The sequence below is a fragment of the Mycobacterium neumannii genome (genome assembly GCF_002245615.1).
Classification (GTDB): domain Bacteria; phylum Actinomycetota; class Actinomycetes; order Mycobacteriales; family Mycobacteriaceae; genus Mycobacterium; species Mycobacterium neumannii_A.
Genome location: NZ_NKCO01000016.1, coordinates 105,035 through 129,283, shown reverse-complemented (window position 1 = coordinate 129,283; position 24,249 = coordinate 105,035). Strand labels below are relative to the sequence as shown.

Annotated in this window: 21 protein-coding genes and 1 pseudogene; 9 read left to right on the top strand and 13 right to left on the bottom strand. The window is 68.6% G+C overall.

Annotation, left to right across the window (positions count from 1 at the left end):
• Window positions 1-180 (bottom strand): annotated as a pseudogene (locus CEX88_RS18330) (RNA-binding protein); the annotation flags it as partial.
• A gap of 640 nt (window positions 181-820) precedes the next feature.
• On the opposite strand from CEX88_RS18330, the gene CEX88_RS18325 reads away from it, so the two are divergent.
• Window positions 821-2,734 carry a glycoside hydrolase family 2 protein gene (locus CEX88_RS18325; RefSeq protein WP_094294567.1) on the top strand — a complete coding sequence of 638 codons (1,914 nt, stop codon included), beginning with the start codon at window positions 821-823 and terminating at the stop codon, window positions 2,732-2,734.
• A gap of 1 nt (window position 2,735) precedes the next feature.
• Here CEX88_RS18325 and CEX88_RS18320 read toward each other — a convergent pair whose 3' ends face one another.
• From CEX88_RS18320 to CEX88_RS18310, 3 genes are read right to left on the bottom strand one after another with little or no spacing between them, the layout of a single operon-like run.
• On the bottom strand, window positions 2,736-3,593 hold the full coding sequence (locus CEX88_RS18320; RefSeq protein ID WP_238382108.1) for a pseudouridine synthase: 858 nt from the start codon (window positions 3,591-3,593) through the stop codon (window positions 2,736-2,738).
• A 10-nt stretch (window positions 3,594-3,603) separates the two neighbouring features.
• Entirely contained in the window at window positions 3,604-5,343 is a 1,740-nt protein-coding gene (locus CEX88_RS18315) for a glycerol-3-phosphate dehydrogenase/oxidase (protein ID WP_066849115.1), read from the bottom strand.
• A gap of 54 nt (window positions 5,344-5,397) precedes the next feature.
• Window positions 5,398-6,813 carry an NAD(P)H-quinone dehydrogenase gene (locus tag CEX88_RS18310; RefSeq protein WP_066849118.1) on the bottom strand — a complete coding sequence of 472 codons (1,416 nt, stop codon included), beginning with the start codon at window positions 6,811-6,813 and terminating at the stop codon, window positions 5,398-5,400.
• Between the two features lie 65 nt (window positions 6,814-6,878).
• On the opposite strand from CEX88_RS18310, the gene CEX88_RS18305 reads away from it, so the two are divergent.
• Complete coding sequence (locus tag CEX88_RS18305; protein ID WP_064394215.1) at window positions 6,879-7,352, top strand: gamma-glutamylcyclotransferase family protein; 474 nt, start codon at window positions 6,879-6,881, stop codon at window positions 7,350-7,352.
• Window positions 7,353-7,419: 67 nt separating this feature from the next.
• On the opposite strand, the gene CEX88_RS18300 is transcribed toward CEX88_RS18305, so the two are convergent.
• From CEX88_RS18300 to CEX88_RS18290, 3 genes are all read right to left on the bottom strand, one after another.
• Window positions 7,420-8,307 (bottom strand): type IV toxin-antitoxin system AbiEi family antitoxin, encoded by an 888-nt coding sequence (locus CEX88_RS18300; protein ID WP_094294554.1) that lies wholly within the window; start codon window positions 8,305-8,307, stop codon window positions 7,420-7,422.
• Window positions 8,308-8,472: 165 nt separating this feature from the next.
• The gene (locus CEX88_RS18295; RefSeq protein ID WP_066849124.1) at window positions 8,473-9,645 is read right to left on the bottom strand and encodes an amidohydrolase; all 1,173 of its coding nucleotides are present in this window, start codon (window positions 9,643-9,645) and stop codon (window positions 8,473-8,475) included.
• Window positions 9,642-10,823 carry a M20 family metallopeptidase gene (locus tag CEX88_RS18290; protein WP_094294553.1) on the bottom strand — a complete coding sequence of 394 codons (1,182 nt, stop codon included), beginning with the start codon at window positions 10,821-10,823 and terminating at the stop codon, window positions 9,642-9,644. The genes CEX88_RS18295 and CEX88_RS18290 overlap by 4 nt, the downstream gene beginning before the upstream one ends.
• A gap of 56 nt (window positions 10,824-10,879) precedes the next feature.
• Between CEX88_RS18290 and CEX88_RS18285 the strand changes: the two genes are divergently transcribed.
• Window positions 10,880-11,674, top strand: coding sequence for a purine-nucleoside phosphorylase (locus tag CEX88_RS18285; protein ID WP_094294552.1), 795 nt, complete (start codon window positions 10,880-10,882; stop codon window positions 11,672-11,674).
• Window positions 11,675-11,723: 49 nt separating this feature from the next.
• Complete coding sequence (locus CEX88_RS18280) at window positions 11,724-13,352, top strand: phospho-sugar mutase (protein WP_094294551.1); 1,629 nt, start codon at window positions 11,724-11,726, stop codon at window positions 13,350-13,352.
• Between the two features lie 10 nt (window positions 13,353-13,362).
• On the opposite strand, the gene upp is transcribed toward CEX88_RS18280, so the two are convergent.
• The gene (upp, locus tag CEX88_RS18275; protein ID WP_094294550.1) at window positions 13,363-13,986 is read right to left on the bottom strand and encodes a uracil phosphoribosyltransferase; all 624 of its coding nucleotides are present in this window, start codon (window positions 13,984-13,986) and stop codon (window positions 13,363-13,365) included.
• A gap of 50 nt (window positions 13,987-14,036) precedes the next feature.
• Between upp and CEX88_RS18270 the strand changes: the two genes are divergently transcribed.
• Together CEX88_RS18270 and CEX88_RS18265 are read left to right on the top strand one after the other, a co-directional pair.
• Window positions 14,037-14,327, top strand: coding sequence for a type VII secretion target (locus CEX88_RS18270; protein WP_094294549.1), 291 nt, complete (start codon window positions 14,037-14,039; stop codon window positions 14,325-14,327).
• Between the two features lie 2 nt (window positions 14,328-14,329).
• Entirely contained in the window at window positions 14,330-15,448 is a 1,119-nt protein-coding gene (locus tag CEX88_RS18265) for a C40 family peptidase (protein WP_094294548.1), read from the top strand.
• A gap of 36 nt (window positions 15,449-15,484) precedes the next feature.
• On the opposite strand, the gene CEX88_RS18260 is transcribed toward CEX88_RS18265, so the two are convergent.
• Window positions 15,485-17,068, bottom strand: coding sequence for a GTPase (locus CEX88_RS18260; protein WP_094294547.1), 1,584 nt, complete (start codon window positions 17,066-17,068; stop codon window positions 15,485-15,487).
• Window positions 17,065-18,732, bottom strand: coding sequence for a dynamin family protein (locus tag CEX88_RS18255; protein WP_094294546.1), 1,668 nt, complete (start codon window positions 18,730-18,732; stop codon window positions 17,065-17,067). The genes CEX88_RS18260 and CEX88_RS18255 overlap by 4 nt, the downstream gene beginning before the upstream one ends.
• Before the next feature lie 137 nt (window positions 18,733-18,869).
• Here CEX88_RS18255 and satS point away from each other — a divergent pair, with 137 nt between their 5' ends.
• A complete protein-coding gene (gene satS / locus CEX88_RS18250) occupies window positions 18,870-20,138 on the top strand; it encodes a protein export chaperone SatS (protein ID WP_094294545.1) in 1,269 nt (422 codons plus the stop codon).
• 85 nt (window positions 20,139-20,223) lie between these two features.
• Here satS and CEX88_RS18245 read toward each other — a convergent pair whose 3' ends face one another.
• From CEX88_RS18245 to CEX88_RS18235, 3 genes are read right to left on the bottom strand one after another with little or no spacing between them, the layout of a single operon-like run.
• On the bottom strand, window positions 20,224-21,309 hold the full coding sequence (locus tag CEX88_RS18245) for an adenosine deaminase (RefSeq protein ID WP_064394225.1): 1,086 nt from the start codon (window positions 21,307-21,309) through the stop codon (window positions 20,224-20,226).
• Between the two features lie 12 nt (window positions 21,310-21,321).
• Window positions 21,322-22,626, bottom strand: coding sequence for a thymidine phosphorylase (locus CEX88_RS18240; RefSeq protein ID WP_094294544.1), 1,305 nt, complete (start codon window positions 22,624-22,626; stop codon window positions 21,322-21,324).
• A 29-nt stretch (window positions 22,627-22,655) separates the two neighbouring features.
• Window positions 22,656-23,078: a cytidine deaminase gene (locus CEX88_RS18235; protein ID WP_202931556.1), complete on the bottom strand. Its 423-nt coding sequence runs from the start codon at window positions 23,076-23,078 to the stop codon at window positions 22,656-22,658.
• Window positions 23,079-23,337: 259 nt separating this feature from the next.
• Here CEX88_RS18235 and sdhC point away from each other — a divergent pair, with 259 nt between their 5' ends.
• Together sdhC and CEX88_RS18225 are read left to right on the top strand one after the other, a co-directional pair.
• Entirely contained in the window at window positions 23,338-23,760 is a 423-nt protein-coding gene (gene sdhC, locus CEX88_RS18230) for a succinate dehydrogenase, cytochrome b556 subunit (RefSeq protein WP_082961950.1), read from the top strand.
• 68 nt (window positions 23,761-23,828) lie between these two features.
• Window positions 23,829-24,248, top strand: coding sequence for a succinate dehydrogenase hydrophobic membrane anchor subunit (locus tag CEX88_RS18225; RefSeq protein ID WP_064394320.1), 420 nt, complete (start codon window positions 23,829-23,831; stop codon window positions 24,246-24,248).
• Window position 24,249: the final 1 nt, after the last annotated feature.

Sequence of the window (24,249 nt, the reverse complement as noted above, 5' to 3'; positions counted from 1 at the left end):
CGGCGGAGGAGGCGGTGGCGGCAACTCGTTGAGATACGAAAGCGGGTCCGCGCAGCCGGTCACATCGACGAACCTGCCGCCGACCGAACCGCAGAGCGTCGCCTCGGCGCTCGGCGGGTTCACGGTCACCAATCCCCCGGCGAACAAGGCCGCAGCAGCGCACAGCACTACCTTGCGCACATCTCCTCCCTCCGGCGACGTGCCAAGCGCCGTCGCCCGACCCGATTGTGGCAGTGACGCACGCGTCAGGGGGCCGAATGCGCGATCGGCGAGTCGCCGTAACGAACCCCTCAGCGTCTTCGATGTCTACTGCGATGCCCGAACCATTCCTTCCTGTATGGTGGCCGCATCCGGCTCCGAACAGGATCACCAGCCGTACATCTAGCTCACCTATTCACTATTTGCTATATCTTGGCGTCCGGCCTCAGCGCAGCGACGAGACACACTCGGTCCGGAAGGCAGCGCTCAGACGCGCGACCCGTGGCACCGGCGATGGATCGATGCTAGGCTAGACACGCGTCTTGACTTTGCACTTATGGTGTGGCACACCAACTCTCACGCACTCACGCGAGCTTGATCGTTTCTACGATCGGTGCGCGATACCTGCACGAACCGGTTGGTTCGTCCATGCCGATGCAAAGCATAGGGAAACACCTGATTCCTCGCGGCCTGCTTCCTGACTAGGTTTGCTATGGCGTCCGGTGCGCAGCACCCGAACCGCATTTCCGTCGATGGTTTCCAGCAGGGGGGACTAGCAGTCGTGGCCGTGAACACCGAGCTGTCGAACAACCGGCACCGTGTGCGCAAGATACTCAGCCGGATGGCGGCCGTACCGCTGGCCTTGGCGGCGGGTTTCGCGATCTGCGCGGCCCCGGCGAACGCGGCCGAGGCGTGGCAGCGGCAGAGCCCGCCGCTGTCGACGCCGTGGACGCATCTAGTCGGACCCAACAACGCCCTTCCGGAGTATCCCCGTCCACAGATGGCGCGGGCGCGCTGGCTGAACCTGAACGGGGTCTGGGCCTACACCGGCCGATCACAGCGCACCGCGGTGACGACGCCGCCGTCGGCCAAGGAGTTCGACGAGAAGATCCTGGTCCCCTACCCCACGGAGTCGGCGCTGTCGGGGATCAAGCGTCATGACGACCAGATGTGGTACCGCAAGAACTTTCAGGTGCCGGGCACCTGGCGCGGACAGCGGGTACTGCTGCACTTCGGCGCGGTCGACCAGACCGCGACGGTGTGGGTCAACAACAAGCGTGTCGCCCACCACGAAGGCGGATTCACCGCGTTCAGCGCCGACATCACCGACGCGCTGCGCTGGTCGGGCACCCAGGAGATCGTCGTGCGCGCCGAGGACCGCAACGAAGCCGCACCGTTCGCCGTCGGCAAGCAGCGCAACGATCCTGAGGGTCTCTTCTACACCGGCGCGTCCGGCATCTGGCAGACGGTGTGGATGGAACCCGTGCGCGCCGCCCACGTTGAGAAGCTCGACATCACAGCGGATTTAAAGGGTTTCACCGTCACAACGCGCTCCACGGGGACGACCGACGAACGCGCCGAGGTTATCGTGTCGGCTCCCGACGGTCCGACGTTGGCCCGCAACTACGGGGAACCGGGTAAGCCGGTGCGCGTCCAGGTTCCGGACCCACGCCTGTGGACACCGGACGACCCGTACCTCTACGACCTGCAGGTGCGACTGGTCACGCCCGAAGGCAAAGTCGTCGACGAGGTCGCCAGCTACGGCGGTCTGCGCACCATCAGCACGGTCAGAGACCCGCAGGGCCGTCCGCGAATCGCGTTGAACGACAAGATCACGTTCCTGCACGGCCCGCTGGACCAGGGCTACTGGCCCGACGGCATCTTCACCGCTCCCACCGACGACGCGCTGAGGTTCGACCTCGAACGCACCAAGGCGCTCGGCATGAATTTCGTGCGTAAGCACGCGAAGGTGGAACCGGCGCGCTGGTATCACTGGACGGACAAGCTCGGGCTGCTGGTGTGGCAGGACATGCCGTCGCTGGACGTGTCCCTCGACGTCCCGGTCGGTCCCGCACCGGATCCGTCGCCTGCGGCGAAGGTCAACTTCGAACGTGAACTCGTCGAGATGATCGATCAGCTGCGAAGCGTCACTTCGATCGTCGGCTGGGTCCCCTTCAACGAAGGGTGGGGCGAGTTCGACACCGCGCGGATCGCAGGCGTGGCCAAGGCCGCCGACCCGACCCGGATGGTGAACGCCAACAGCGGGGTGAACTGTTGCAAGTCGCGGCCCGACAGCAGGGCCGGCGATGTGTACGACGACCACACCTACGTCGGCCCCGGCCGCCCGGTCCTGCACGACAACCCGGCCACCCCGCGCGACGAGCGCACGATGCTCGGCAACCGTCCAATTCCGCTGGAGCACCGGGTGGTGGTGAACGGCGAGTACGGCGGCCTCGGGCTGATCCCCCACGGCAACCGCTGGCCCGGCAGGCCGCAGGCCTACGAAATGACCGACAGCCGAGCACGATTGACCGAGCGCTACGTCCAGGTGAGCCGCGACCTCGAGGACGAGGTCCGAAAGGGCGGCCTGTCCGGCGCCATCTACACCCAGACCACCGACGTCGAGAACGAGGTCAACGGGTACATGACCTACGACCGCTGGCTGGTCAAGATGTCGCTGCGGACGGTCGCCGAACGCAACCGCGCCGTGATCGCCGCGGGGGCAAAGGTCGACGAGCCGGTCGAGCGTCGCTGAGTCACAAGGTCCGGGTGCTGACGAAGTCGCACTGACCTCCGCTCAGCGGGTCGGTGAACTCGAGGCGTTGTGCCAGAAGCTGCAGCGGGCGCGAAAAGTCTTCCGGCGCGACGTCGGTCACCTCGGGATATAGCGGATCGTTGACGATCGGCAGACCCAGCGAGGCCATGTGCACCCGAAGCTGATGCGTCCTTCCGGTCCGCGGCATCAACCGGTACAGCCCGTCGCCGAGATGGTCGACCAGCGTCTCGGCGTTCGGCTCGCCCGGCTCCTCCACCGCCTGTAACTGTCCGCGCCGCTTGACGATCCGGTTGCGCACTACGAGTGGGAACTCCAGCGCCGGATCTTTTGCGGCCCGCGCGAGATACGTCTTGCGCACCCCACCGCGCGCGAACATGGTCTGATATGTCGCGCGCACCTCACGACGCGTCGTGAACAGCAGCACGCCGGCAGTCAACCGGTCCAGGCGATGCGCCGGCGACAACTCCGGCAGGTCCAGTTCGCGGCGCAGCCGCACCAGCGCCGTCTGCGCAACGTGGCGACCGCGCGGCATCGTCGCCAGGAAGTGCGGTTTGTCGACCACCACGATGTCGTCGTCGCGGTGCAGGACGGGGATGTCGAACGGCACCGGAACCTCTTCGCGCAGTTCGCGGTACAGGTACACGAACGCACCGGGCGGCAGTACGGTCCCCGCGGTCACGACGTCGCCGTCGGCGGTCACCACCTCCCCCGCAAGCACTTTGGCCGCGGCCGCCTCACCGAACCGGTCGGCCAGCTCGACCAGGACCGCGCCGCCACGCAACCGCACCCGTGCCGGACCCAACCCGTCCCGCACGGGCAGCGGCGCCGGGCGCCTCAACGCCTGCGCCTCAATTGAGCGGAACGGGTTCGAGGATCTCGGCGCGCGCTTCCGGCGCCGCCGCCCGTAACTCATCGGCGCACTCGTCGTCGGGTTCCTGCTGCGAGCGGATCTCCGCATCCACCCGCGCCAGGTAGGTGTTGACCTCGCGGTCGATGTCCTCGTCGCTCCAACCCAGCACTGGCGCAACCACTTCGGCGACCTCGCGCGCGCAGTCCACGCCGCGGTGCGGGTACTCGATCGAGATCCGCATCCGCCGGGCCAGGATGTCCTCCAGATGCAACGCACCCTCGGCGGCCGCGGCGTAGAAAGCCTCGACCTTCAGGTAGACGGGCGCCTCGGTGATGGGGGTCAGCAGTTCTGGATTGCCCTCGGCCATCTGCAGCACCTCGCCGATCAGCGAGCCGTACCGGTCCAACAGGTGGCGAACCCGGTACGGATGCAGGTCGTAATGCTTTCCGACGCTTTGGGTCTGGTTGATCAAGGCGAAGTAGCCGTCGGCGCCCATCAGGGGAACCTTTTCGGTGATCGAGCGCGCCACCCGCGCCGGGATGTACTCGGCCGCAGCGTCGATGGCGTCCTCACCCATCACCCGATAGGTCGTGTACTTGCCGCCGGCGATCGCGACCAATCCCGGGGCGGGCACCGCGACGGCATGCTCACGCGACAGCTTCGAGGTCTCCTCGCTCTCGCCGGCCAGCAGCGGCCGCAGCCCGGCGTATACGCCGTCGATGTCGTCGTGGGTCAGCGGCGTCGCCAACACCGTGTTGACGGTTTCGAGGAGGTAGTCGATGTCGACCTTGGTGGCCGCGGGGTGCGCCAGGTCCAGATTCCAGTCGGTGTCGGTGGTCCCGATGATCCAGTGCGTGCCCCACGGAATCACGAACAGCACCGACTTCTCGGTGCGCAGAATGATCGCCACCTCGCTGACGATCCGGTCGCGCGGCACCACGATGTGCACGCCCTTGGAGGCGCGCACCCGAAATCGCCCGCGCTGCTTGGACAATGCCTGGATCTCGTCGGTCCACACGCCGGTGGCGTTCACGACGACGTGCCCGTGCACCTCGGTCACGGCGCCGTTCTCGGAGTCGCGGACCTCCACGCCGGTGACGCGGTCACCCTCCCGCAGCAACGCGACCACCTGTGTCGAGGTCCGCACCACGGCGCCGTAGTGCGCGGCCGTGCGCGCCACCGTCATCGTGTGGCGTGCGTCGTCGACCACCGTGTCGTAATACCGGATGCCGCCGATCAACGACGACCGCTTGAGTCCCGGTGCCAGCCGCAGCGCTCCGGACTTCGTCAGATGCTTTTGCGCCGGGACCGATTTCGCGCCGCCCAACTGGTCGTAGAGGAAGATGCCCGCCGCGACGTACGGACGCTCCCACCACCGATTGGTCAGCGGAAACAGAAACGGCAGCGGTTTGACCAGATGCGGCGCCAACGTCGTCAGCGACAGTTCGCGTTCGTGCAACGCCTCGCGCACCAACCCGAACTCCAACTGCTCGAGATAACGCAGTCCGCCGTGGAACATCTTCGACGAGCGGCTCGAGGTGCCCGACGCGAAGTCGCGCGCCTCGACAAGCGCGACCTTCAGACCGCGCGTGGCCGCATCCAGTGCCGCACCGGCCCCGACGACTCCCCCGCCGATCACGACGGCATCGAACTGCTCGCTGCCGAGCCGCTCCCAGGCCTCGGCCCGTTGCTGGGGACCCAGAAGCGTCTGCCCGTTCGCCGGGATCGGGTCACTCACCGGATTGGCTCCTAGTTACTCGTGGGTACGCTCGCCCGTCCAGGCTACGTGGACTCAGTCCAGATCGTCGTGCGCCATCAGGCGGCGGCCTGCTTCGGTGATCGACCCGGACAGCGACGGGTAGACCGAGAACGTCTGCGCCAGATCCTCGACGTCGTTGCCGTTCTGCACGGCCAGCGCGATCGGCATGATCAGCTCCGATGCGATCGGCGCGACCACCACACCGCCGATCACCACTCCGGTCGCCGGGCGGCAGAAGATCTTGACGAAACCGCGCCGCAGGCTCGACATCTTGGCGCGGGCGTTGGTGTTGAGCGGCAGCGTGATCGTTCGCGCCGCCACCGATCCGTCGTCGATTCTGGACTGCGGCACCCCCACCGCGGCGATCTCGGGCCGGGTGAACACCGCCGCGGCGACCGTCCGCAACCGGATCGGTTCGAGCCCCTCGCCCAGCACGTGGTACATCGCGATGCGGCCCTGCATGGCGGCCACCGACGCCAGCAGCATCAGGCCCGTGCAGTCACCGGCGGCGTAGATGCCGGGCACCCCCGTGCGCGACACCCGGTCGACCTTCAGATAGTCGCCCTCACCGAGCTCGATGCCCACCCGTTCGAGGCCAAGGCCGCTGGTGTTGGGCACCGACCCGACCGTCATCAACGCGTGGCTGCCCTCCACGGTGCGCCCGTCGGTCATCGTGACCAGCACGCCGGAGCCGTTGCGCGTGACCGACTGGGCGCGCGCGTTCTTGACCAACGTCACACCGCGATCGCTCAGCGCGTCCTCGAGCACGGCGGCGGCGTCGGAGTCCTCGTGCGGCAGGATCTGGTCGCGGCTGGCGACCACCGTCACCTTGACCCCGAGTTCGGTGTAGGCGTTGACGAACTCCGCGCCGGTGACACCGGAGCCGACGACGACGAGGTGTTCGGGCAGTTCGTCGAGGTCGTAGAGCTGGCGCCAGTTGAGGATGCGTTCGCCGTCGGGTTCGGCGCCGGGCAGCACGCGGGGGCTGGCGCCGGTGGCGATCAGCACGACGTCGGCCTTGATCGTGCTGACGGTGCCGTCGTGCTCGGTCACCTTGACCGTGTGGGTCGCCATCCCCGCCATGTCGTCGACCAGTTCACCGCGGCCGGCGATCAGCGTGACGCCGTCGTTGCGCAGCCGTTCGGCGATGTCGGCGGACTGCGCGGCGGCCAGCGTCTTGACCCGCTCGTTGAGCTTGGACAGCGCGATCTCGGCGTCGGAGAACTCCAGCGCATACCCGAGGTCGGGGGCCCGACGCAGTTCGGTGCGCACACCGGTGGACGCGATGAACGTCTTCGACGGGACACAGTCCCACAGCACGCAGGCGCCGCCGATGCCGTCGGAGTCGATGACGGTGACCTCGGCAACTTCGGGTCCACGGGCCGCGGCGACCAGTGCGGCCTCATAGCCGGCGGGCCCGCCGCCGATGATCACGATGCGGGTTGCCACGTCCCCAACCTAACGAAGCGGGAGGTTGATCGCCCGCGCGGCGCGCGAACCCTTAGTCTTTCCTGGTGCCGCTCTATGCCGCTTACGGATCGAACATGCATCCGGAGCAGATGTTGCAGCGCGCACCTCATTCTCCGATGGCGGGAACGGGCTGGCTGTACGGCTGGCGTCTGACGTTCGGCGGGGCGGACATCGGCTGGGAGGGTGCGCTCGCCACCGTCGTCGAGGATCCGACGTCGAAGGTCTTCGTCGTGCTCTACGACATGACCAAGGACGACGAGTCCAACCTGGATCGCTGGGAAGGCTCGGAACTCGGGTTCCACAAGAAGATCCGCTGCCGGGTGCATCGCATCTCGTCGGACACCGACTTCGAGCCCGTGCTCGCCTGGCTGTACGTGGTGGACGCGTGGGAGGGTGGTTTGCCGTCGGCGCGCTATCTCGGCGTGATGGCCGACGCCGCCGAAATCGCAGGCGCGCCAGCCGAATACGTGCACCATCTGCGGACCCGACCCGCACTCAACATCGGCCCGGGCTCCTAATCCCAGTGCCGCGAGCGACCGTGTTTGTCCCGCGACACGCCGTACTTCGCGGACAATTCGCGGTCGCTCACGCCGCGCGAGCGCGCCGAAGCTGTCTGTCGATGCGGTCGACCAACTGCCACTGCCGGTGGCGGACGTCGTCGAAAACGATCGCAATCACCGTCCAGCCGACGTCGAGCAGCGCTGCACTCCGCCTGCGGTCACGCCGCATGGCCTCGGGGTCGCTGTGCCAATCGACGCCGTCGTACTCGACGGCTACGTGCACGTCGGGCCACGCGAAGTCCAGGCGCCGCAGCTCGCCGTTACCGTCGACGACCCGGTATTGAAGCTCGGCTGTCGGCAGGCCACCGTCGATCATCGCGAGGCGCGCTTCGCTCTCCATCGGCGACTCCGAACGCGCGTCGGCCAGGGCGATCAACTCCCGCACGGCGACGATGCCGCGCCGCCCCGCCTGGGCGACCGCGGCGCGCCACAACTCGGTCCGATCGCAGGTGCCGCTGCGCAGAGCCGCGTCCAAGGTGGCCAGTGCCCTCGGGCGGCGTTGGGAGCGGGCGACTTCCACGGCGGTCCACGCCGGCGTCGTTGCCGGTCTGCCGCCGACGACACCCAGCGGCGCACCCTCACGACGATGAACGACCAAGCCGTCGCTCGACCGCAACCGTGAGCCCGCCGGGCTGAGCACGTGGAGGTCGGCCGGCTCCTCGGTATCGAAGCCGTACAACGCCGCGGCCGTATGCAGGCACGCCGCGACCGGCCTTCCGCAGCGGAAGTCCAGTCCCCGCAACCGCAACATGTCGTCGGGTTCGTCGAGGCAGTAGACACCCGTCCAAAGTCGTTGCAGCGGACCGGTTTCGAGCGCCGCCTCGAAACTCCGTCTGGTCATGTGCTGCAGAATCTGGCCGCTGGACGCCAGTCCTGCCTGGGCGCTGAAGAGTCGCAGCAACTTCGGGTTCACCCGCCGATCGTCAACGACGAACGCTCATCGGCCGCGGGTGTCGCACGCGAATGTGGATGAAGCGCGCTTTGGGGACAATCAACCGCCGCGAGCGACCGCTTACTGTCCGCTCATAGCGGCGTGTCGCGGGGCAGGCACGGTCGCTCGCGGGGCAGAGGGCAGGGCCTAGAACGCGGCGGCGTGGTCGATGATGTTGACGAGCACCCGCACGCCCACCGCGAGCGCGCGCTCGTCGAGGTCGAACGTCGGCTGATGCAAATCCAACTGGGGTCCTCGACCCGTCCACACACCCAGCCGGGCCATGGCCCCCGGCACTTCCTCCAGGTACCACGAGAAATCCTCGCCGCCACCGGACTGCCGGGTGTCGGCCAGCACGTCGGGACCGATCGCCTCGATCGCATGGGTGAGAATGCGTGTCGAGATCTCCTCGTTGACCACCGGCGGCACACCGCGACGGTACTGCACCGTGTGCTCAACGTGCAGCGGCGCCAACAAAGACGAAATGATCTCCCGCACAATCGCTTCGAGTGTTTCCCAGGTGTCGCGGCTCGCGGTCCGGATGGTGCCCGCCAACGTCCCCGTCTGCGGGATCGCGTTCGCGGCGACGCCCGCGTTCACCGCACCCCACACCATCACGGTGCTGTTGCGCGGATCGATGCGACGCGACAGCACGCCAGGCACGCCGGTGATCAACGTGCCGAGCCCGTAGACGAGGTCGCCGGTGAGATGCGGTCGCGAGGTGTGACCGCCGGGCGAATGCAACGTCACCTCGAGCTGATCGGCGGCCGACGTGATGGGGCCGGGCCGCATCGCCACCTTTCCGACTGCCAGCCGCGGGTCACAGTGCAACGCGAAGATCCGCGACACCCCCGACAGCGCGCCCGCGGCGATCGCGTCGATCGCGCCGCCCGGCATCAGCTCCTCGGCGGCCTGGAAGATCAGCCGCACCCCGACGGGAAGTTCGGGCACCGACGCCAGCGCCAGCGCCGCGCCCAGCAGGATCGCGGTGTGCGCGTCGTGCCCGCAGGCGTGCGAGACGCCCGGCACCAGCGACGCGTAGGGCGCGCCGGTGCGGTCGGCCATCGGCAACGCGTCCATATCGGCACGCAAAGCGATCCGCGGCCCGTGCTCGGGCCCGAAGTCGCACGTCAAGCCGGTGCCACCGGGCAGCACCTTCGGGTTCAGGCCCGCGTCGGCCAGCCGGGATGCGACGAACTGCGTGGTCGCGAACTCCTGGCGCCCCAACTCCGGATGCATGTGGATGTGGCGGCGCCACTCGACGAGATCGTCGAAGTGGGCCGACAGCCACCGGGCGGCGGCGTGGGGCAGCACGCTCATGATGCCCGCCTCGCTTGCAGTTCCAGCACCCGGTCGCGTTCGTGGGGTGTCTCGGCCAACCGCACAACCGTGCGGGCCAGCATGACCGCGCCCTCGACGACCGCCTTGTCGGCGCTCGGGCTCGCCGCGGCCGCGGTGAACGCGGGCTGGTGTACCGACGCACCGCCCGCGTCGATGCCCACGATCGGGTGGATTCCGGGCATCATCTGCGTGACGTTGCCCATATCGGTGCTGCCCAGCGGCAACGCCGCCTCCAGTTCCGGGGAAACCGGCTCACGGCCCATCCGCTGCATCTCGGTGCGGAACGTCTCGGCCAGCCAGGTGTCCGGCGTCAGTTCGTGGTAGCTGGGCTCGGTCTCGGCGACGTCGTGTCCGCACCCGGTGGCCACCGCCCCGGCCAGGAAGCAGTCCGCCATCCGCTGTTCGAGTTCATGCAACGAGGCGGCGTCGTTGGCCCGCATCGTGTACTGCATCTCGGCGCGCGCCGGGATGACGTTGGTGGCCTGGCCACCGTCGGTGACGATGCCGTGCGCCATCTGGCCCGGCGCCATCTGCTGGCGCAGCAGCCCGATCGCCACCTGCGCGACGGTGATCGCGTCGGCGGCGTTGATGCCGAGGTACGGCGCCACGGCGGCGTGGGCTTCCCTGCCCTCGTACCGGACCGCGACCTGCGACAGTGCCAGCGACCGCGCGGCCGCGATGTCGAGCGGACCGGGGTGCAGCATCACCGAGGCGGCGACGTCGTCGAACGTGCCTGCGTTCAGCATCAGCACCTTCCCGCCGCCCGCCTCCTCGGCAGGCGTTCCGAGAAGCACCACCGTCAAACCCAGCCGGTCGGCCACGTCTGCCAAGGCCAAGGCGGCGCCGACGGCTGAGGCCGCAATGATGTTGTGCCCACAGGCGTGCCCGATAACGGGCAGCGCGTCGTACTCGGCACAGATGCCGACGACGAGCGGCCCGCTGCCGTATTCGGCGCGAAACGCCGTCTCGAGCCCTGCGGGCGCCCGTGTCACCTCGAATCCGTACTCAGCGACCAGCGTCTGGGTCTTGGCGCAGCTGCGGTGTTCGGCGAACGCGAGTTCGGGCTCGGCGTGGATGGAATGCGAAAGTTCGACCAGGTCGTCACGGCGTCGGCGGACGGCGTCCTCGACGACGTCCGACGCGGTGGGTGCTGGCATCTTGGCAGTATCTCACTGCGGCCGGGCGCCGGGTCCGACAGATAAGCTCGCCCACTGTGACCTATGCCCAGGCAGTGGCCGTCGAGTCGGCCGTAGCGCTGGCCGAGCGCACCGGCGTCGACCGTCACGACGTCGCCGTCGTGCTCGGTTCGGGGTGGGCGCCTGCGGTGGAACGGCTGGGCGATCCGGTCGCCGTGGTGCCGGTCGCGGAGTTGCCGGGGTTCGCGCCACCGACGGCCGAGGGACACGGCGGCCAGGTGTTGTCGATGCGCATCGCCGATCACCGAGTGCTGGTCTTCGTGGGCCGCATCCACCCCTACGAGGGCCACGACCTGCGCCACGTCGTGCATCCGGTCCGCGCCGCCTGCGCTTCCGGAGTGCACACGATCGTGTTGACCAACGCCGCGGGTGGGTTGCGCGAGGACTTCGCCGTCGGACAGCCGGTGCTGATCAGCGACCACCTCAACCTGACCGGACGGTCACCGCTGGTGGGTGCCCGGTTCGTCAACATGGTCGACGCGTACGCCCCGCGCCTGCGCGAGCTCGCCAGGGAGATCGACCCGACGCTGGTCGACGGCGTCTACGCCGGCCTGCCGGGGCCGCAGTACGAGACGCCCGCCGAGATCCGGATGCTGCGCACCGTGGGCGCCGACCTCGTCGGAATGTCGACCGTGCACGAGACCATCGCCGCCCGCGAAGCCGGCGCGCAGGTGCTCGGAGTCTCGCTGGTCACGAACCTCGCGGCGGGCATGACCGGGCAGCCGCTCAACCACGAAGAGGTGTTGGAGGCCGGCCGTCAGTCGGCGACGCGGATGGGCACCCTGCTGGCGGCGGTCATCGCCCGGCTCTGAGGTCGAAATCGCCGGAATATGCGGCCGTGAAACTGGGCACACTAACCGCATGACTGCGTCGCCGGCCACAAGTACTGCGCAGGAGTGGATCTCTCATGACCCGGATCCCAAGACCGCCGCCGAGCTCTCGGAGTGTTCCGATGAAGAGCTCGAGCAGCTGTTCGCACACCCCTTGACGTTCGGCACCGCCGGTCTGCGCGGGCCGTTGCGCGGTGGCCCCGGCGGGATGAACCTCGCCGTCGTGCTGCGGGCCAGCTGGGCTGTGGCCAAGGTGCTCAAGGACCGGGGCTTGGCCGGCCAGGACGTTATCGTCGGGCGCGACGCCCGGCACGGGTCCGACGACTTCGCGCTGGCGGCCGCCGAAGTGCTTGCTGCGCAGGGCTTTCCCGTGACCCTGTTCTTCACCGCCGTGCCCACGCCGACCCTCGCGTTCGCGGTGCGCCATCGCCCCGCGGCGGCGGGTATCCAGATCACGGCCTCGCACAATCCGCCGTCCGATAACGGTTTCAAGGTGTTCTTCGGCGGCGGCTTCCCGATCAACTCGCCCACCGACCGCGAGATCGAGGCGGCCATGGCCGAGGCACCGCACGCCGACGAGATCCCCCGGCAGGAGGTCACCCCGGGCGGCGTCGACGAAGTACAGCGCTATGTCGAACGCGCCGCGAATGTCCGGCACACACACGGAGCGGTCCGCATTGCGTTCACCCCGCTGCACGGTGTGGGTGGGGAGTTCGCGCTCGACGCGTTCGTGCGCGCCGGACTGCCTGACGTGCACGTCGTCGACGAGCAGTTCGCACCCGACCCCGACTTCCCCACCGTCTCCACCGCCAACCCCGAAGAGCCCGAGGCGGTCGAAGCGGTCCTGAGATTGGCCGGCGACGTCGACGCAGAAGTCGCAATAGCACTGGACCCCGACGCCGACCGATGTGCGGTCGGCGTTCCCACGTCCGATGGGTGGCGGATGCTCTCCGGCGACGAAACGGGTTGGCTGCTCGGCGATTACATCCTCTCGCAGATCGAGCCGGGACCGGTCATGGAGACGACGGTCGTGGCCAGCACCCTAGTGTCGTCGCGCATGCTCGCGGCGATCGCGCGCGAGCACGGTGCACAGCACGTCGAGACGCCCACCGGCTTCAAGTGGCTGTCCCGAGCCGACGTCGACCTGCCCGGCAGCACGCTGGTGTACGCCTATGAAGAAGCGATCGGGCACTGCGTCGATCCGTCCGCGGTCCGGGACAAGGACGGCATCAGCGCGGCGGTGTTGATCTGCGATCTGATCGTCGCGCTGCGCGACCGCGGGCACACACTGCTCGATGCACTCGAGGACCTGGCCCGCCGCCACGGTGTGCACACCACGACCGCGGTGTCGCGACTCGTCGAGGACACCCACGAGACCGCCGAGGTGATGAAACGTCTGCGGGAGACGCCACCCGAGAGCATCGCCGGATACGACGTGACCGTCACCGACCTGCTGCCCGAAGAGGGCACCGACGCATTGGTCATGTCCGGAGGCGACGACGACGTCTCGGTGCGCATCGTCGTGCGTCCCTCCGGTACCGAACCGAAGGTGAAGTCCTACATCGAGGTTCGCTGTAGCGACGTCGACGATCCGGCAGGGGCCCAGGATCGCGCTCGGCGCCTGCAGGACGAGTTGCGGGAAGTCGCCACGCGTTGGTGAATGCCAGGCGTCAACGTGGACCGAACTGACGGTCCCCCGCGTCGCCGAGACCCGGCACGATGTAGGCGATGTCGTTGAGGCATTCGTCGATCGTCGCGGTGACCAGCCGGATGTTCGGAGCCGCCTTCCCCAGTGCGGCAAGGCCTTCGGGGGCCACGACGACGCAGACCGCCGTGATGTCAACGGCCCCGCGCGAATACAGCAGTTCGACGGTGTGCACCATCGATCCGCCCGTCGCGAGCATCGGGTCCAGCACGATCACCGGCTGCGTGCTCAAATCCTCGGGCAGGGACTCCAAATACGGTGTCGGCTGATGCGTTTCCTCGTTGCGTGCCACGCCGACGAAGCCGACGCGCGCCTCGGGTATCAGCGCGTGCGCCTGGTCCACCATGCCGAGGCCGGCGCGTAACACCGGCACGAGCAGCGGCGGATTGGCCAGTCGGCAGCCGGTCGTCTCGGTGAGGGGGGTGCGCACCGGCACGGTTTCGACCGCGGCGTCGCGGGTGGCCTCGTACACCAGCATCAGCGTGAGATCGCGCAGTGCCGCCCGGAAGGCGGCGTTGTTGGTGTTCTCGTCGCGCAGAGTGGTCAGTCGCGCGGCCGCCAGCGGGTGATCGACCACGCGCACATCCATGGGGCGACCATAGCGGGAACCGAGGGTCGCCGCGCCGCGTCCTACTCCATATGCACGCTGACACCGACGCGGTCCGGGCATTGGCCGCGACCACCGCCGCGCATGCCGACGAACTGTCGGCCATCGCCTCGAAGCTCGCCGCCCTCACCACATCCGCTGCTGCATTCGGACCCGTCGGTCGGCCGTTCCTCGCGGCGCTGGCCGCCGCCGTCGAGCGTGAGGCCCGCATGGTGGCTTCGCTGCGCGATCACGCGTCGGCGAGCGGTGAGGCCGCATACCGGACGGCGCTCGCCTATGACGACGCCGACGACCGCGCGGGCGCCCGGGTACTTGGCGTCTGACGATGCCCAATGCGTTGGTCGCCGGGCTGGCGGCGCCTCTGCGGGACGTCCAGTCGCTGGTCGGCTCGGGCTCGGGTGCCGAGCTCACGACCGCACTGCGCGATGTGCACAACGCACTGAGGGAGGTGTCGGCGTCAGTCGGCCAGGCGTGGGGCCGCGCGGCGCAGCACTGGGCGGGCGCGGGTGCTGATGCTGCCGCGGGCGTGTTCACCGCCGCCGTCGCACAAACCGACGAGCTCGCGCAGCGGGTGGGGCGGCTCGGCTCGGCGGCTGAGGCGGCCGGCGCCGCGGTGGCGCGGGCTCGTGAGCGCCTGAGCGACATCGTGGACGCTTTCGAGGCGCGGGCGGCCGCGCTCGAGCCGTTCCCCGACTCGCCGGGGCTGACGGAGGAGCTGGTCGCCGAGGCGCGGCGATCACTAGAAGAGGCCCTGGCGGTCGTCGAGGAATTGCGCGCCGAACTGGACGGGCATGCCGCAGGTCTTCCCACCCCGCCGCCTGCGCCGGCTGCCGGGCCGGCGCCGACCGCGCCCGCGGGGTTCACCGCCCCGACGGTGCCGTCATCGGGATTCGGCGTTGGTGGTGCGGGACTGCCGACCGGCGCCGGAGGGCTGGGTTCGCCTTCAGGCGGGTTCGGTGCGAACCCGGCGGGGCTGGCCTCGCTGGTGCGCGACGTCGCCGAGTTGTCCCGCCCCGATGCTCCGACCCCGGACGCGGCGACCTTCGGCGACGGCGTGGCGGTGCGGTTACCCGACGGCAGCACCGCGACCGCACCGAACGCGACGGCCGCGAGCGCCGTCAGGTATGCCCTGACCCAACTGGGGGTGCCGTACGACTGGGGCGGCACCACACCGGGCGTCGGCCTGGACTGCAGCGGCCTGACGCAGTGGGCCTACTCCGAAGCCGGTTTGGCCCTGCCACGGTTGGCGCAGGAACAGGATGTCGGCGCGCCCGTGTCGCCGGGCGACCTGAGGCCTGGTGACCTCGCGGTGTGGGACGGCCACGTGGCGATGGTGGTCGGCAACGGCCAGATGATCGAGGCCGGCGACCCGGTGAAGTTGTCGCCGATCCGGACGACGAACGCCGGACAGGGCTTCCAGGGATTCTGGCGGCCGACGGCGTGAGGGCATCACCATGGTTTGCGCGTAGTTGGGGGCGCCTCAGCCACGGCCGAGCCGGTGGACAGCCGCCGAAAGTTGCTCGTAAACGGCCAGTTCCGCCCGCAGCGGTGCCAGGATGAGCTCGTCTCCCACCGCGTCCACCCGCCGCCGCAGTTCCGCTGCCGCCCGTCGTCTGCGTCGCGCCGCGCCCACCGCAACGAAGGGCCGAATGATCACCCGCAGCGCCAGGCCGAGGGCGAGTCCGCCGACGACAAGCACTGTGGGCCAGGCGAATGGTCCGAGTGACGGGGCCTCGACATCGATCTGCAGGTAGGCCAACACGGCGATCACCCCGAGTGACGCTCCGCCCACAACCGCCGCGGCGAGCAACGCCCACTGGAACACGCCGACCAACGCCCACCACCGCGGCGCACGGTCCAGGCCGAGGTTGGTTCCGCCGACGACTCTGTCGAGCGCATCGGGCACGTCTGCCGTCCGAGACTTGGCTGCCTCCAACATTTTACGAGGCCACGGTGCCGGCAGCCCAGTCGACGCGACGTCGGCCAGCGAGCGGACGGCGGTGTCAACTGCCGCGCGCGAGGCCGCAGATGCCGAGGGTAACGACGTGCGACGAAGTACTTCGTCATGCCCGTCGGGCTGACTTATTCCTAACCGCCGCAACGGATCTGGTCGTACTTTGGCCAGCCAGCGCAGCGGCGGCCAACCGACCGCGGCCAACCCGCGTCGATCATAGGCCCGGCCGACCGCGGCCACGACGGTGGGAACACCGGCCGCCGCCGCCAGCGCGCTCTGCAGCCGTCGTCCGCCGTCGCGCAGCGCGGGATCGGAACGCCGCTGCGGTATCAGCGGGGCAACGCGGGCGGCTGTCGCATCCAGATCCGCGCTGACCCGCGCGGTCCGGGCTCGATGGTCGGCCACGGTGGCGGCCAAGAAGTCGTGCAGGGGGGCCACCCAGTCGGGTGTGACCGCCGACGTCGCCAGCACGGGCACCCCGGCCAACCCGTCGTCGGCCAGCAGCCGGTGGAGGTCGCGCACACACGCGTCCACATCGGAAGACGAGAGCCGGTCGGACTGGTTGAGCACTACCGCCATCACATCTCGGTGCGCGGCCAGCGGTCGCAGATAGGAGTCGTGTAGCACCGCGTCTGCGTACTTCTGCGGATCGAGCACCCAGACAAAGGCGTCGACAAGGCGCACCAGCCGGTCCACCTCGGCCCGATGGGACAACTCGGTGGAGTCGTGATCCGGCAGGTCGAGCAGCACCAGGCCGGACAACTCCGGGGCCGCCGACGCGTCGCTGTACTGCCGAGTCCCGATCTCCAACCAATCCAACAGTTCCGTTGCGCCCGAACGCCCGAACACAACGGCCTGGGTGGCCGACGTCGTCGGTCGGCGTACGCCGACCACTGCCAGAGGCGCGCCGACGATGGCGTTGAACAACGACGACTTCCCGCTGCCGGTCGCGCCGGCCAACGCAACCACGGTGTTCTCACCCGACAGCCGTAACCGAGTTCCGGCACGCTGGTCCAGGCCTCGCAGTTCGGCGAGCAGCTCGTCAGGAAGGCGACCGTCCCCCAGCGCGGTGATCGCCGACAACGCCGCCAGGCGATCGGTCAGCGTCACCGCAGCACCGCCGCCATGCGATCGGCGGCCACTCGCAACTGGTCACCGGAGATCATCGCCGACGCCGCCCCGAGCACCTCGTCGTACCGAGCGGCGTCCTGGTGCAACAGCCCGTCGACGCGGACCAGCAGCTCCTCGCGGGCCCGCCGGGCCAAGCCGCGGACCGCTTGCTCGCCGAAGATCGCCTCGAGGACCTTCTGGCTGGCCACCGTCGTGCCGCCCGCCACCGCTATCTCCGCGCCGGTCAGCCCGGCCGTCTGGCTGAACACCGCCAACATGACCACCAGTCCCGCACCATTGACGCCGTAGGAGGCCAGTCGTGCCCCCGTCCGCTTCGACGCGCCCTCCGTACGCACAAGTTCGAGCACAAACTCCTGCCAGTCGCGGACCATCCGCTCCACGGCCTCGGCCAGCCCGGCAGCGGGACGGGCCAATGCGTCGGTCAGCAGGCTTGCTCCGGCCTGGTGCCGGGCCCAGCAGCCGTACGCCGTCTCGGTGGCATCCTCCACTGCGGCCTGAACAACCGTCGCGATGCCGGACTCCAATGCTGAACCCAGTTCCTCGACGGGGGTGGGCCGCCCGCTAACCGCGGCCACCACCCGGTCGCGGATTCGGCCGACGCGCGACTCCAGTTTGCGCAGGAATTCGCCGGTTCCGACGACGTCCTGCCAGCGAGCCAGCACCTCGCCGCGCAGCAACGCGCCATCGCGGATCGCCTCTTCCACCCGCGCCAGCGCGCCCGCATAGGACGAAGACACACACGACTCCAGCTGCTTGCGCACCGCGGCCTGCTCATCGGCCGCCTCGGCCAACGCGTATGCCCGAGGCGCGAGGCTGCGGAGTGCCCCGTCCAAGGTGTAGCGGACCACCGCGGCACGCTGCTCCGCATCCGCGGTCAGGCTCGCCAGCCACGAGCGGATTGGGGCGATCGCCTTCTCCCGCAACAGCCCGCCTCGTAACGACTGCTCGACGATAACGAACAGCGGCGCGCCTCCCAACCCATTGGCTGCGAGCATGTCCGACAGGTGCGCACCGATGTCCCTCACCGCTTCCGGCGGGCAGCGGTCGAGCACGATGGCGATCGCCGTCCCCCGGTCCCGCGCTGTGTGCAGCAGCTGCCAAGGCACCGCGTCGGCGTAGCGGGCCGCGGTGGTCAGGAAGATCCACAGGTCGGCGGCGGCCAGCAGAGTGGCCGCGAGCTCCCGGTTCGTGCTCACCACGCTGTCGATATCCGGAGCGTCGAGCAGCGCGAGCCCGGGGCCGATACCCGTATTTGTCGCCAACCGCAGGCCATCGGGCCCCGACGAGCGCGGCAACTGCGGCAGGATCCGATTGTCGGTGAACCACATCAGGTCTGTCGGATGGCACACGATCACCGGCCCCCGGGTGGTTGGCCGCAGCACACCTGCCGGGCTCACATCGACACCGACCAATGAGTTGATCAGCGTCGACTTCCCGGCGCCCGTGGAGCCACCGACGACCGCCAGCAGCGGGGCGTCGATACTGCGCAACCGAGGAATCAGATAGTCGGCCAGCTGCCCGGCCAGCTCGCGGCGGTCACGCTCGGCCGGCCACGCCGACGGCGCAGGTAGCGGAAATGTCGTCCGTGCCAACACCTGGCTCAGGTCGACCACCGCATCGACCAGGTCGGTGGCTTCCGTCATCACGCCAGCCTGCCCTAGCTGCTCCCGAAGGTGGGCTGATTTCGCGCGCCGACCACACGAACCCTCCGAAGCGGCTCGCTACCGTTGGGCCCTGCTCCGCGCAGGGGCGTGCGGGTCGAGTGGCTATCCTGTGCCGCATGGCTGCTGACATCGTGGCGATCCGGCTCGGCTTGACCAAGGGCGACCTCTACACGTTGTGGGCTCCACGCTGGCGTGATGGCGGCGACGAGTGGGAGGCGTTCCTCGGCAAGGACGAGGATCTGTACGGGTTCGAGTCGGTCGCCGACCTGGTCGCGTTCGTCAGGGCCGACAAGGACAACGACCTGGTCGATCACCCCGCATGGACCAAGATCACCGAGGCCAACGCCCACCGCCTGGACCCGGTCGAGGAGCACCAGTACGACGTGATCGGCGTGCCGGAGATCGTCGCCGAGAAGGTCAGCGAGGACGCGGTTCGGCAGCTGCACCGCACACTGGTGATCGTCTCGTCGCTCGGCTCGGTGTGCGAACTTCCGGTCGTCACAAGGTTTTTCAACGGCAACCCGGTGCTGGGCACGCTCGGCGGCGGGATCGAGGCCTTCTCCGGTCGCAGCGGACGCAAACGGTGGGGCGAGATCGAGGCGGTCATCGCCCGGGCCTGGGACAACGTCGTCGACGCGCTCGACGAGGTGATCACAATCCCCGACGTCGACGCCGCCGCCTCGCAGAAGGCCGAAGCCGAGCTGGCCGAGCCGGCGCCGGAACCCGAAGAGGGCGAGCTGGTCGAAGAGGTTTCCGAGGCCGAATCCCCGGACGAGGCCGAGGAAGAGGAGTCCGACGCCCTGAGCTCCCAGGCGCAGAGCCAGGTGCTGGGCAGCGACGAGGACTTCTGGCTCAAGGTCGGCATCGACCCGGTCCGGTTGATGACGAGCGCGGGAACCTACTACACGCTGCGCTGCTACCTCGACGATCAGCCGGTCTTCCTCGGCCGCAACGGGCGTATCAGCGTGTTCGGTTCCGAGCGAGCACTGGCGCGCTACCTGGCCGACGAACACGACCACGACCTGTCGGGTCTTGCCACCTACGACGACATCCGCACGGCCGCCACCGACGGCTCGCTTCAGGTCGAGATCACCGACGACAACGTCTACGTGTTGACGGGCATCGTCGACGATCTCGCGGACGGGCCCGACGCGTTGGATCGCGACCAATTGGAGCTCGCCGTCGAACTGCTCCGCGATGTCGGCGACTACTCGGAAGACACGACCGTCGACCAGACCCTCGATGCGGACCAGCCGCTCGGAAGGCTGATCGCGCACGTCCTGGAACCCGGCACCGTCCGCGCACCGAGCCCGCCGTACGCCAAGGCCGTCGAACAATGGGAGGCGTTGGAGGCGTTCGTCGAGTCGCGGCTTCGTCCCGAATAGACACTCGTCAACCGCGAGCGACCGCAAACTGTCAAGCGGACGCGGCGTGTCCGTGTGCAAACACGGCCGCTCGCGGGGGTGCTGGTCAGCCGATCAGGACGGCGTACCGCGGCTTGATGACGTCGTCGATGATCGACAGGCGCTCGTCGAACGAGACGAACGCCGACTTCATCGCGTTGATCGTGAACCGCTGCAGATCGCTCCAGCCGTAGCCGAAGGTCTCGACCAGGCGCAGCATCTCCTGGCTCATCGTCGTATCGCTCATCAGCCGGTTGTCGGTGTTAACGGTGACGCGGAAGCGCAGCCGCGCCAACAGGTCGAACGGATGCTCGGCGATGCTGGCCACCGCACCGGTCTGCACGTTGGACGAGGGACACATCTCGAACGGGATCCGCTTGTCGCGCAGCAGTGCCGCGAGCCGGCCCAGTTGCGCGGTGCCGTCAGGTGCGACGGTGATGTCATCGACGATGCGCACACCGTGGCCGAGGCGGTCGGCGCCGCAGTAGGCGATCGCCTCGTGGATCGACGGCAGACCGAAGGCCTCCCCCGCGTGAATCGTGAAGCGCGCGTTGTTGCCTCGCATGTACTCGAAGGCGTCGAGATGCCGTGTCGGCGGATGGCCGGCTTCTGCACCCGCGATGTCGAAACCGACAACGCCCTTGTCGCGGAACCGAACCGCCAATTCGGCGATCTCGAGTGAACGCGCCGCGTGCCGCATCGCGGTCACCAGGCAGCGCACGGTGATCGTCCGCCCTTCGGCGCTGGCCGCCTTCTCACCGTCGGCGAACCCGGCCATCACCGCGTCGACGACGGCGTCCAGCGACAGCCCACCGTCGATGTGCAGTTCGGGGGCGAAGCGAACCTCGGCGTAGACCACGTTGTCGGCGGCGAGATCCTCGACGCACTCGTAGGCCACCCGGTGCAGCGCCTCGGGTGTCTGCATGACGCCGACGGTGTGAGCGAACGGCTCCAGATAGCGCACCAGCGATCCGCTGTGTGCGGCGGTGCGGAAGAACGTCGCCAGCTCGTCGACATCGGTGGCCGGAAGGTCGTCGTAACCCGTCGCCTCGGCCAGCTCCAGGACGGTCGCGGGCCGCAACCCGCCGTCCAGGTGGTCGTGCAGCAGCGCCTTGGGCGCTTGTCTGATTGAGTCCAGCGAAAGCGTCGTCATGTCGGTCTCCGGTCAGTCTCCGCTCGTGATTCGGTCGATGATCAGCGGACGCGCCGGCGGTTCGGCGTCGCCGACGGCCCAGCCGCCGGACAGTTCGGCGATCGCCCCGTCGAAACGGTCGGGGGTCTCGGTGTACAGCGTGAACAGCGGCTCTCCGGCGCTCACCGGTTCGCCCACCCGCCGGTGGATGTACATCCCCGCGCCCGGCTGGACCCGCTCACCAGGAGCGGAGCGGCCCGCTCCGAGCCGCCACACCGCCAGACCCACCGCCATCGCGTCGATGCTCTCCATCCTGCCATCGCGCGGCGCCGTGATGGTTTCGGCGTGAGGACCGACGGGCAGGTCCTGGCCCAGATCACCGCCCTGTGCGGCGACGAGGTCGCGGAACCGGTCCATCGCCGAGCCGTCCGCAAGGGTCTGGGCCGGGTCCACACCGTCGAGGCCCGCGGCATCGAGCATCTCGGAGGCCAGGGTGACCGTGAGCTCGACCACGTCGGGCGGACCGCCACCGGCGAGCACCTCCAGCGATTCGGCCACCTCCACGGCATTGCCGACGGCGCGGCCCAGCGGTGTGGACATGTCGGTCAGCACCGCCCGGGTGGTCAGGCCGTGCGCGGTGCCCAGTTCGACCATCGTGCGGGCCAGCTCCCGCGACTCCTCGTCCGTCTTCAGGAATGCACCCGAACCGACCTTGGTGTCGAGCACCAATGCGTTGGCGCCCTCCGCGATCTTCTTGCTCATCACCGAACTCGCGATCAACGGCAGCGACTCCGTGGTCGCCGTGATGTCGCGCAGCGCATAGATCTTGCGGTCGGCGGGTGCCAGTTCACCGGCAGCGAAGATCGCAGCGCCCAGGTCGCAAAGCTGTTGGCGGATCTGGTGTTTGGAGATCTCAGCGGTGAACCCGGCGATGGACTCCAGCTTGTCGAGCGTGCCGCCGGTATGGCCGAGGCCTCGTCCGGCGGCCTGGGGCACCGCGCCGCCGCAGGCCATCACGACGGGCACCAGCGGGATGGTGGTCTTGTCCCCGACACCACCGGTGGAGTGCTTGTCCACCAACGCCAGAGGCTTTCCGCCGCGACGGAGATCGCTGAAGTCCATTTGCTCGCCGGAGGCGACCATCGCCGCCGTCCAACGGGCGATCTCGGCTGCCGTCATACCGCGCAGGAAGATCGCCATCAGCAACGCCGACATCTGCTCGTCGGCCACCCGGCCATGGGTGTAGGCGTCGATCACCCAGTCGATCGCCGCATCGGAGAGCACGCCACCGTCGCGCTTGGTCCGGATCACCGTCGGAGCATCAAACGGATGCGACATCGGGCCGGGTGCGTCAAATGTGAACTGCGTCACGGAGTTTCCCCATCCCGCGGCCCCTCCCGACGGGCCAGGTCCTGCGGGCCGAACGCGTCGGGAAGCAGCTCGGCCAGCGGCCGCGGTCCGCCCGGATGGTCGATCAGCATCTCCGGCCCGCCGTGCTCGAGCAGCACCTGACGACACCGGCCGCACGGCATGAGCAGCTCCCCCGCCGCGTCGACGCACGACAGCGCGATCAGTCGCCCGCCGCCGCCCGAATGCAGGTCGCAGACCACCGCGCACTCCGCACAGAGACCAAGACCATATGAGACATTTTCCACATTGCAACCAGTCGCCACCCGCCCGTCGTCGACCAGGGCGGCCGCGCCGACCGCGAACCCCGAATATGGCGCGTACGCTGCCCTGGACACTTCAGTTGCCCTGTGACGCAACGTATTCCAATTGATCTCCGACATCGTCCCACCCTCGCCCGGCCGGTTCTGAATGCATTCCGATGTCCCCTCCCCGAAGCCGGGAATAGGAATAGGCAACCCTAACTTCGGCGTTTTTCAAGACATCGACGGCTAAACCGTAGTTCGTTTAGCAGTACAACTGGGTTTAGAGTCGCCCCGAGGTTTGGGTGAAGTGCACGAACCGGAACCGACCGCCAGGAAGGAACCTGCCGCCCGGTGCAGCTCCGAAGCCCAATCGTCCACCGAAGGCGTTGGAGGCCAGATGAGTACTGCGACACCCGAGAGCCAAGCGGCTCCACGATCGCAACCGTCGCGCAGACGAACCCTCTACCGCGGCGATCCCGGGATGTGGTCCTGGGTGCTGCACCGCATCACCGGTGCGACGATCTTCTTCTTCCTGTTCGTGCACGTGCTCGACACGGCGCTGGTGCGGGTCAGCCCGCAGGCCTATAACGAGGTCATCGAGACCTACAAGACTCCGCTGATCGGGCTGATGGAGATCGGGCTGGTCGTCGCGGTGCTCTACCACGCCCTCAACGGCATCCGAGTGATCCTCATCGACTTCTGGCAGCACGGCGCGCGCTATCAGCGGGTGATGCTGTGGATCGTGGTCGGTGTCTTCCTGGCGATCTTCATCCCGTCCCTCGGCATCATCGGCATGCACATGGCGGAGCGGTTCCTGTGAGCGCACCAGCCGGCGGGCCCGCGGGAGCCTGGACGCCGCACCACCGCGAGGGCCGCATCGCCCCGGTGATGCAAAAGGAGCACGACAGGCCGGCCGGCCTGGACCACCCACGGGCACCTCGGCGTCCGCGCGGCATCCCCTACTTCGAGAAATACGCATGGCTGTTCATGCGGTTCTCGGGTGTCGCGCTGGTCTTTCTGGCGCTCGGCCACCTGTTCGTGATGCTGATGTGGGAGGACGGGGTCTACCGCATCGACTTCAACTACGTCGCCGAACGCTGGGCGTCACCGTTCTGGCAGATCTGGGACATGGCGCTGCTGTGGCTGGCCCAGCTGCACGGAGCCAACGGCCTGCGCACGATCATCGGTGACTACGCGCGCAAGAACACCACGAAATTCTGGCTGAACTCGCTGTTGCTGCTGGCGACCGGATTCACCCTGGTGCTGGGCAGTTACGTGCTGGTGACCTTCGACGCGAACATCTCATGAG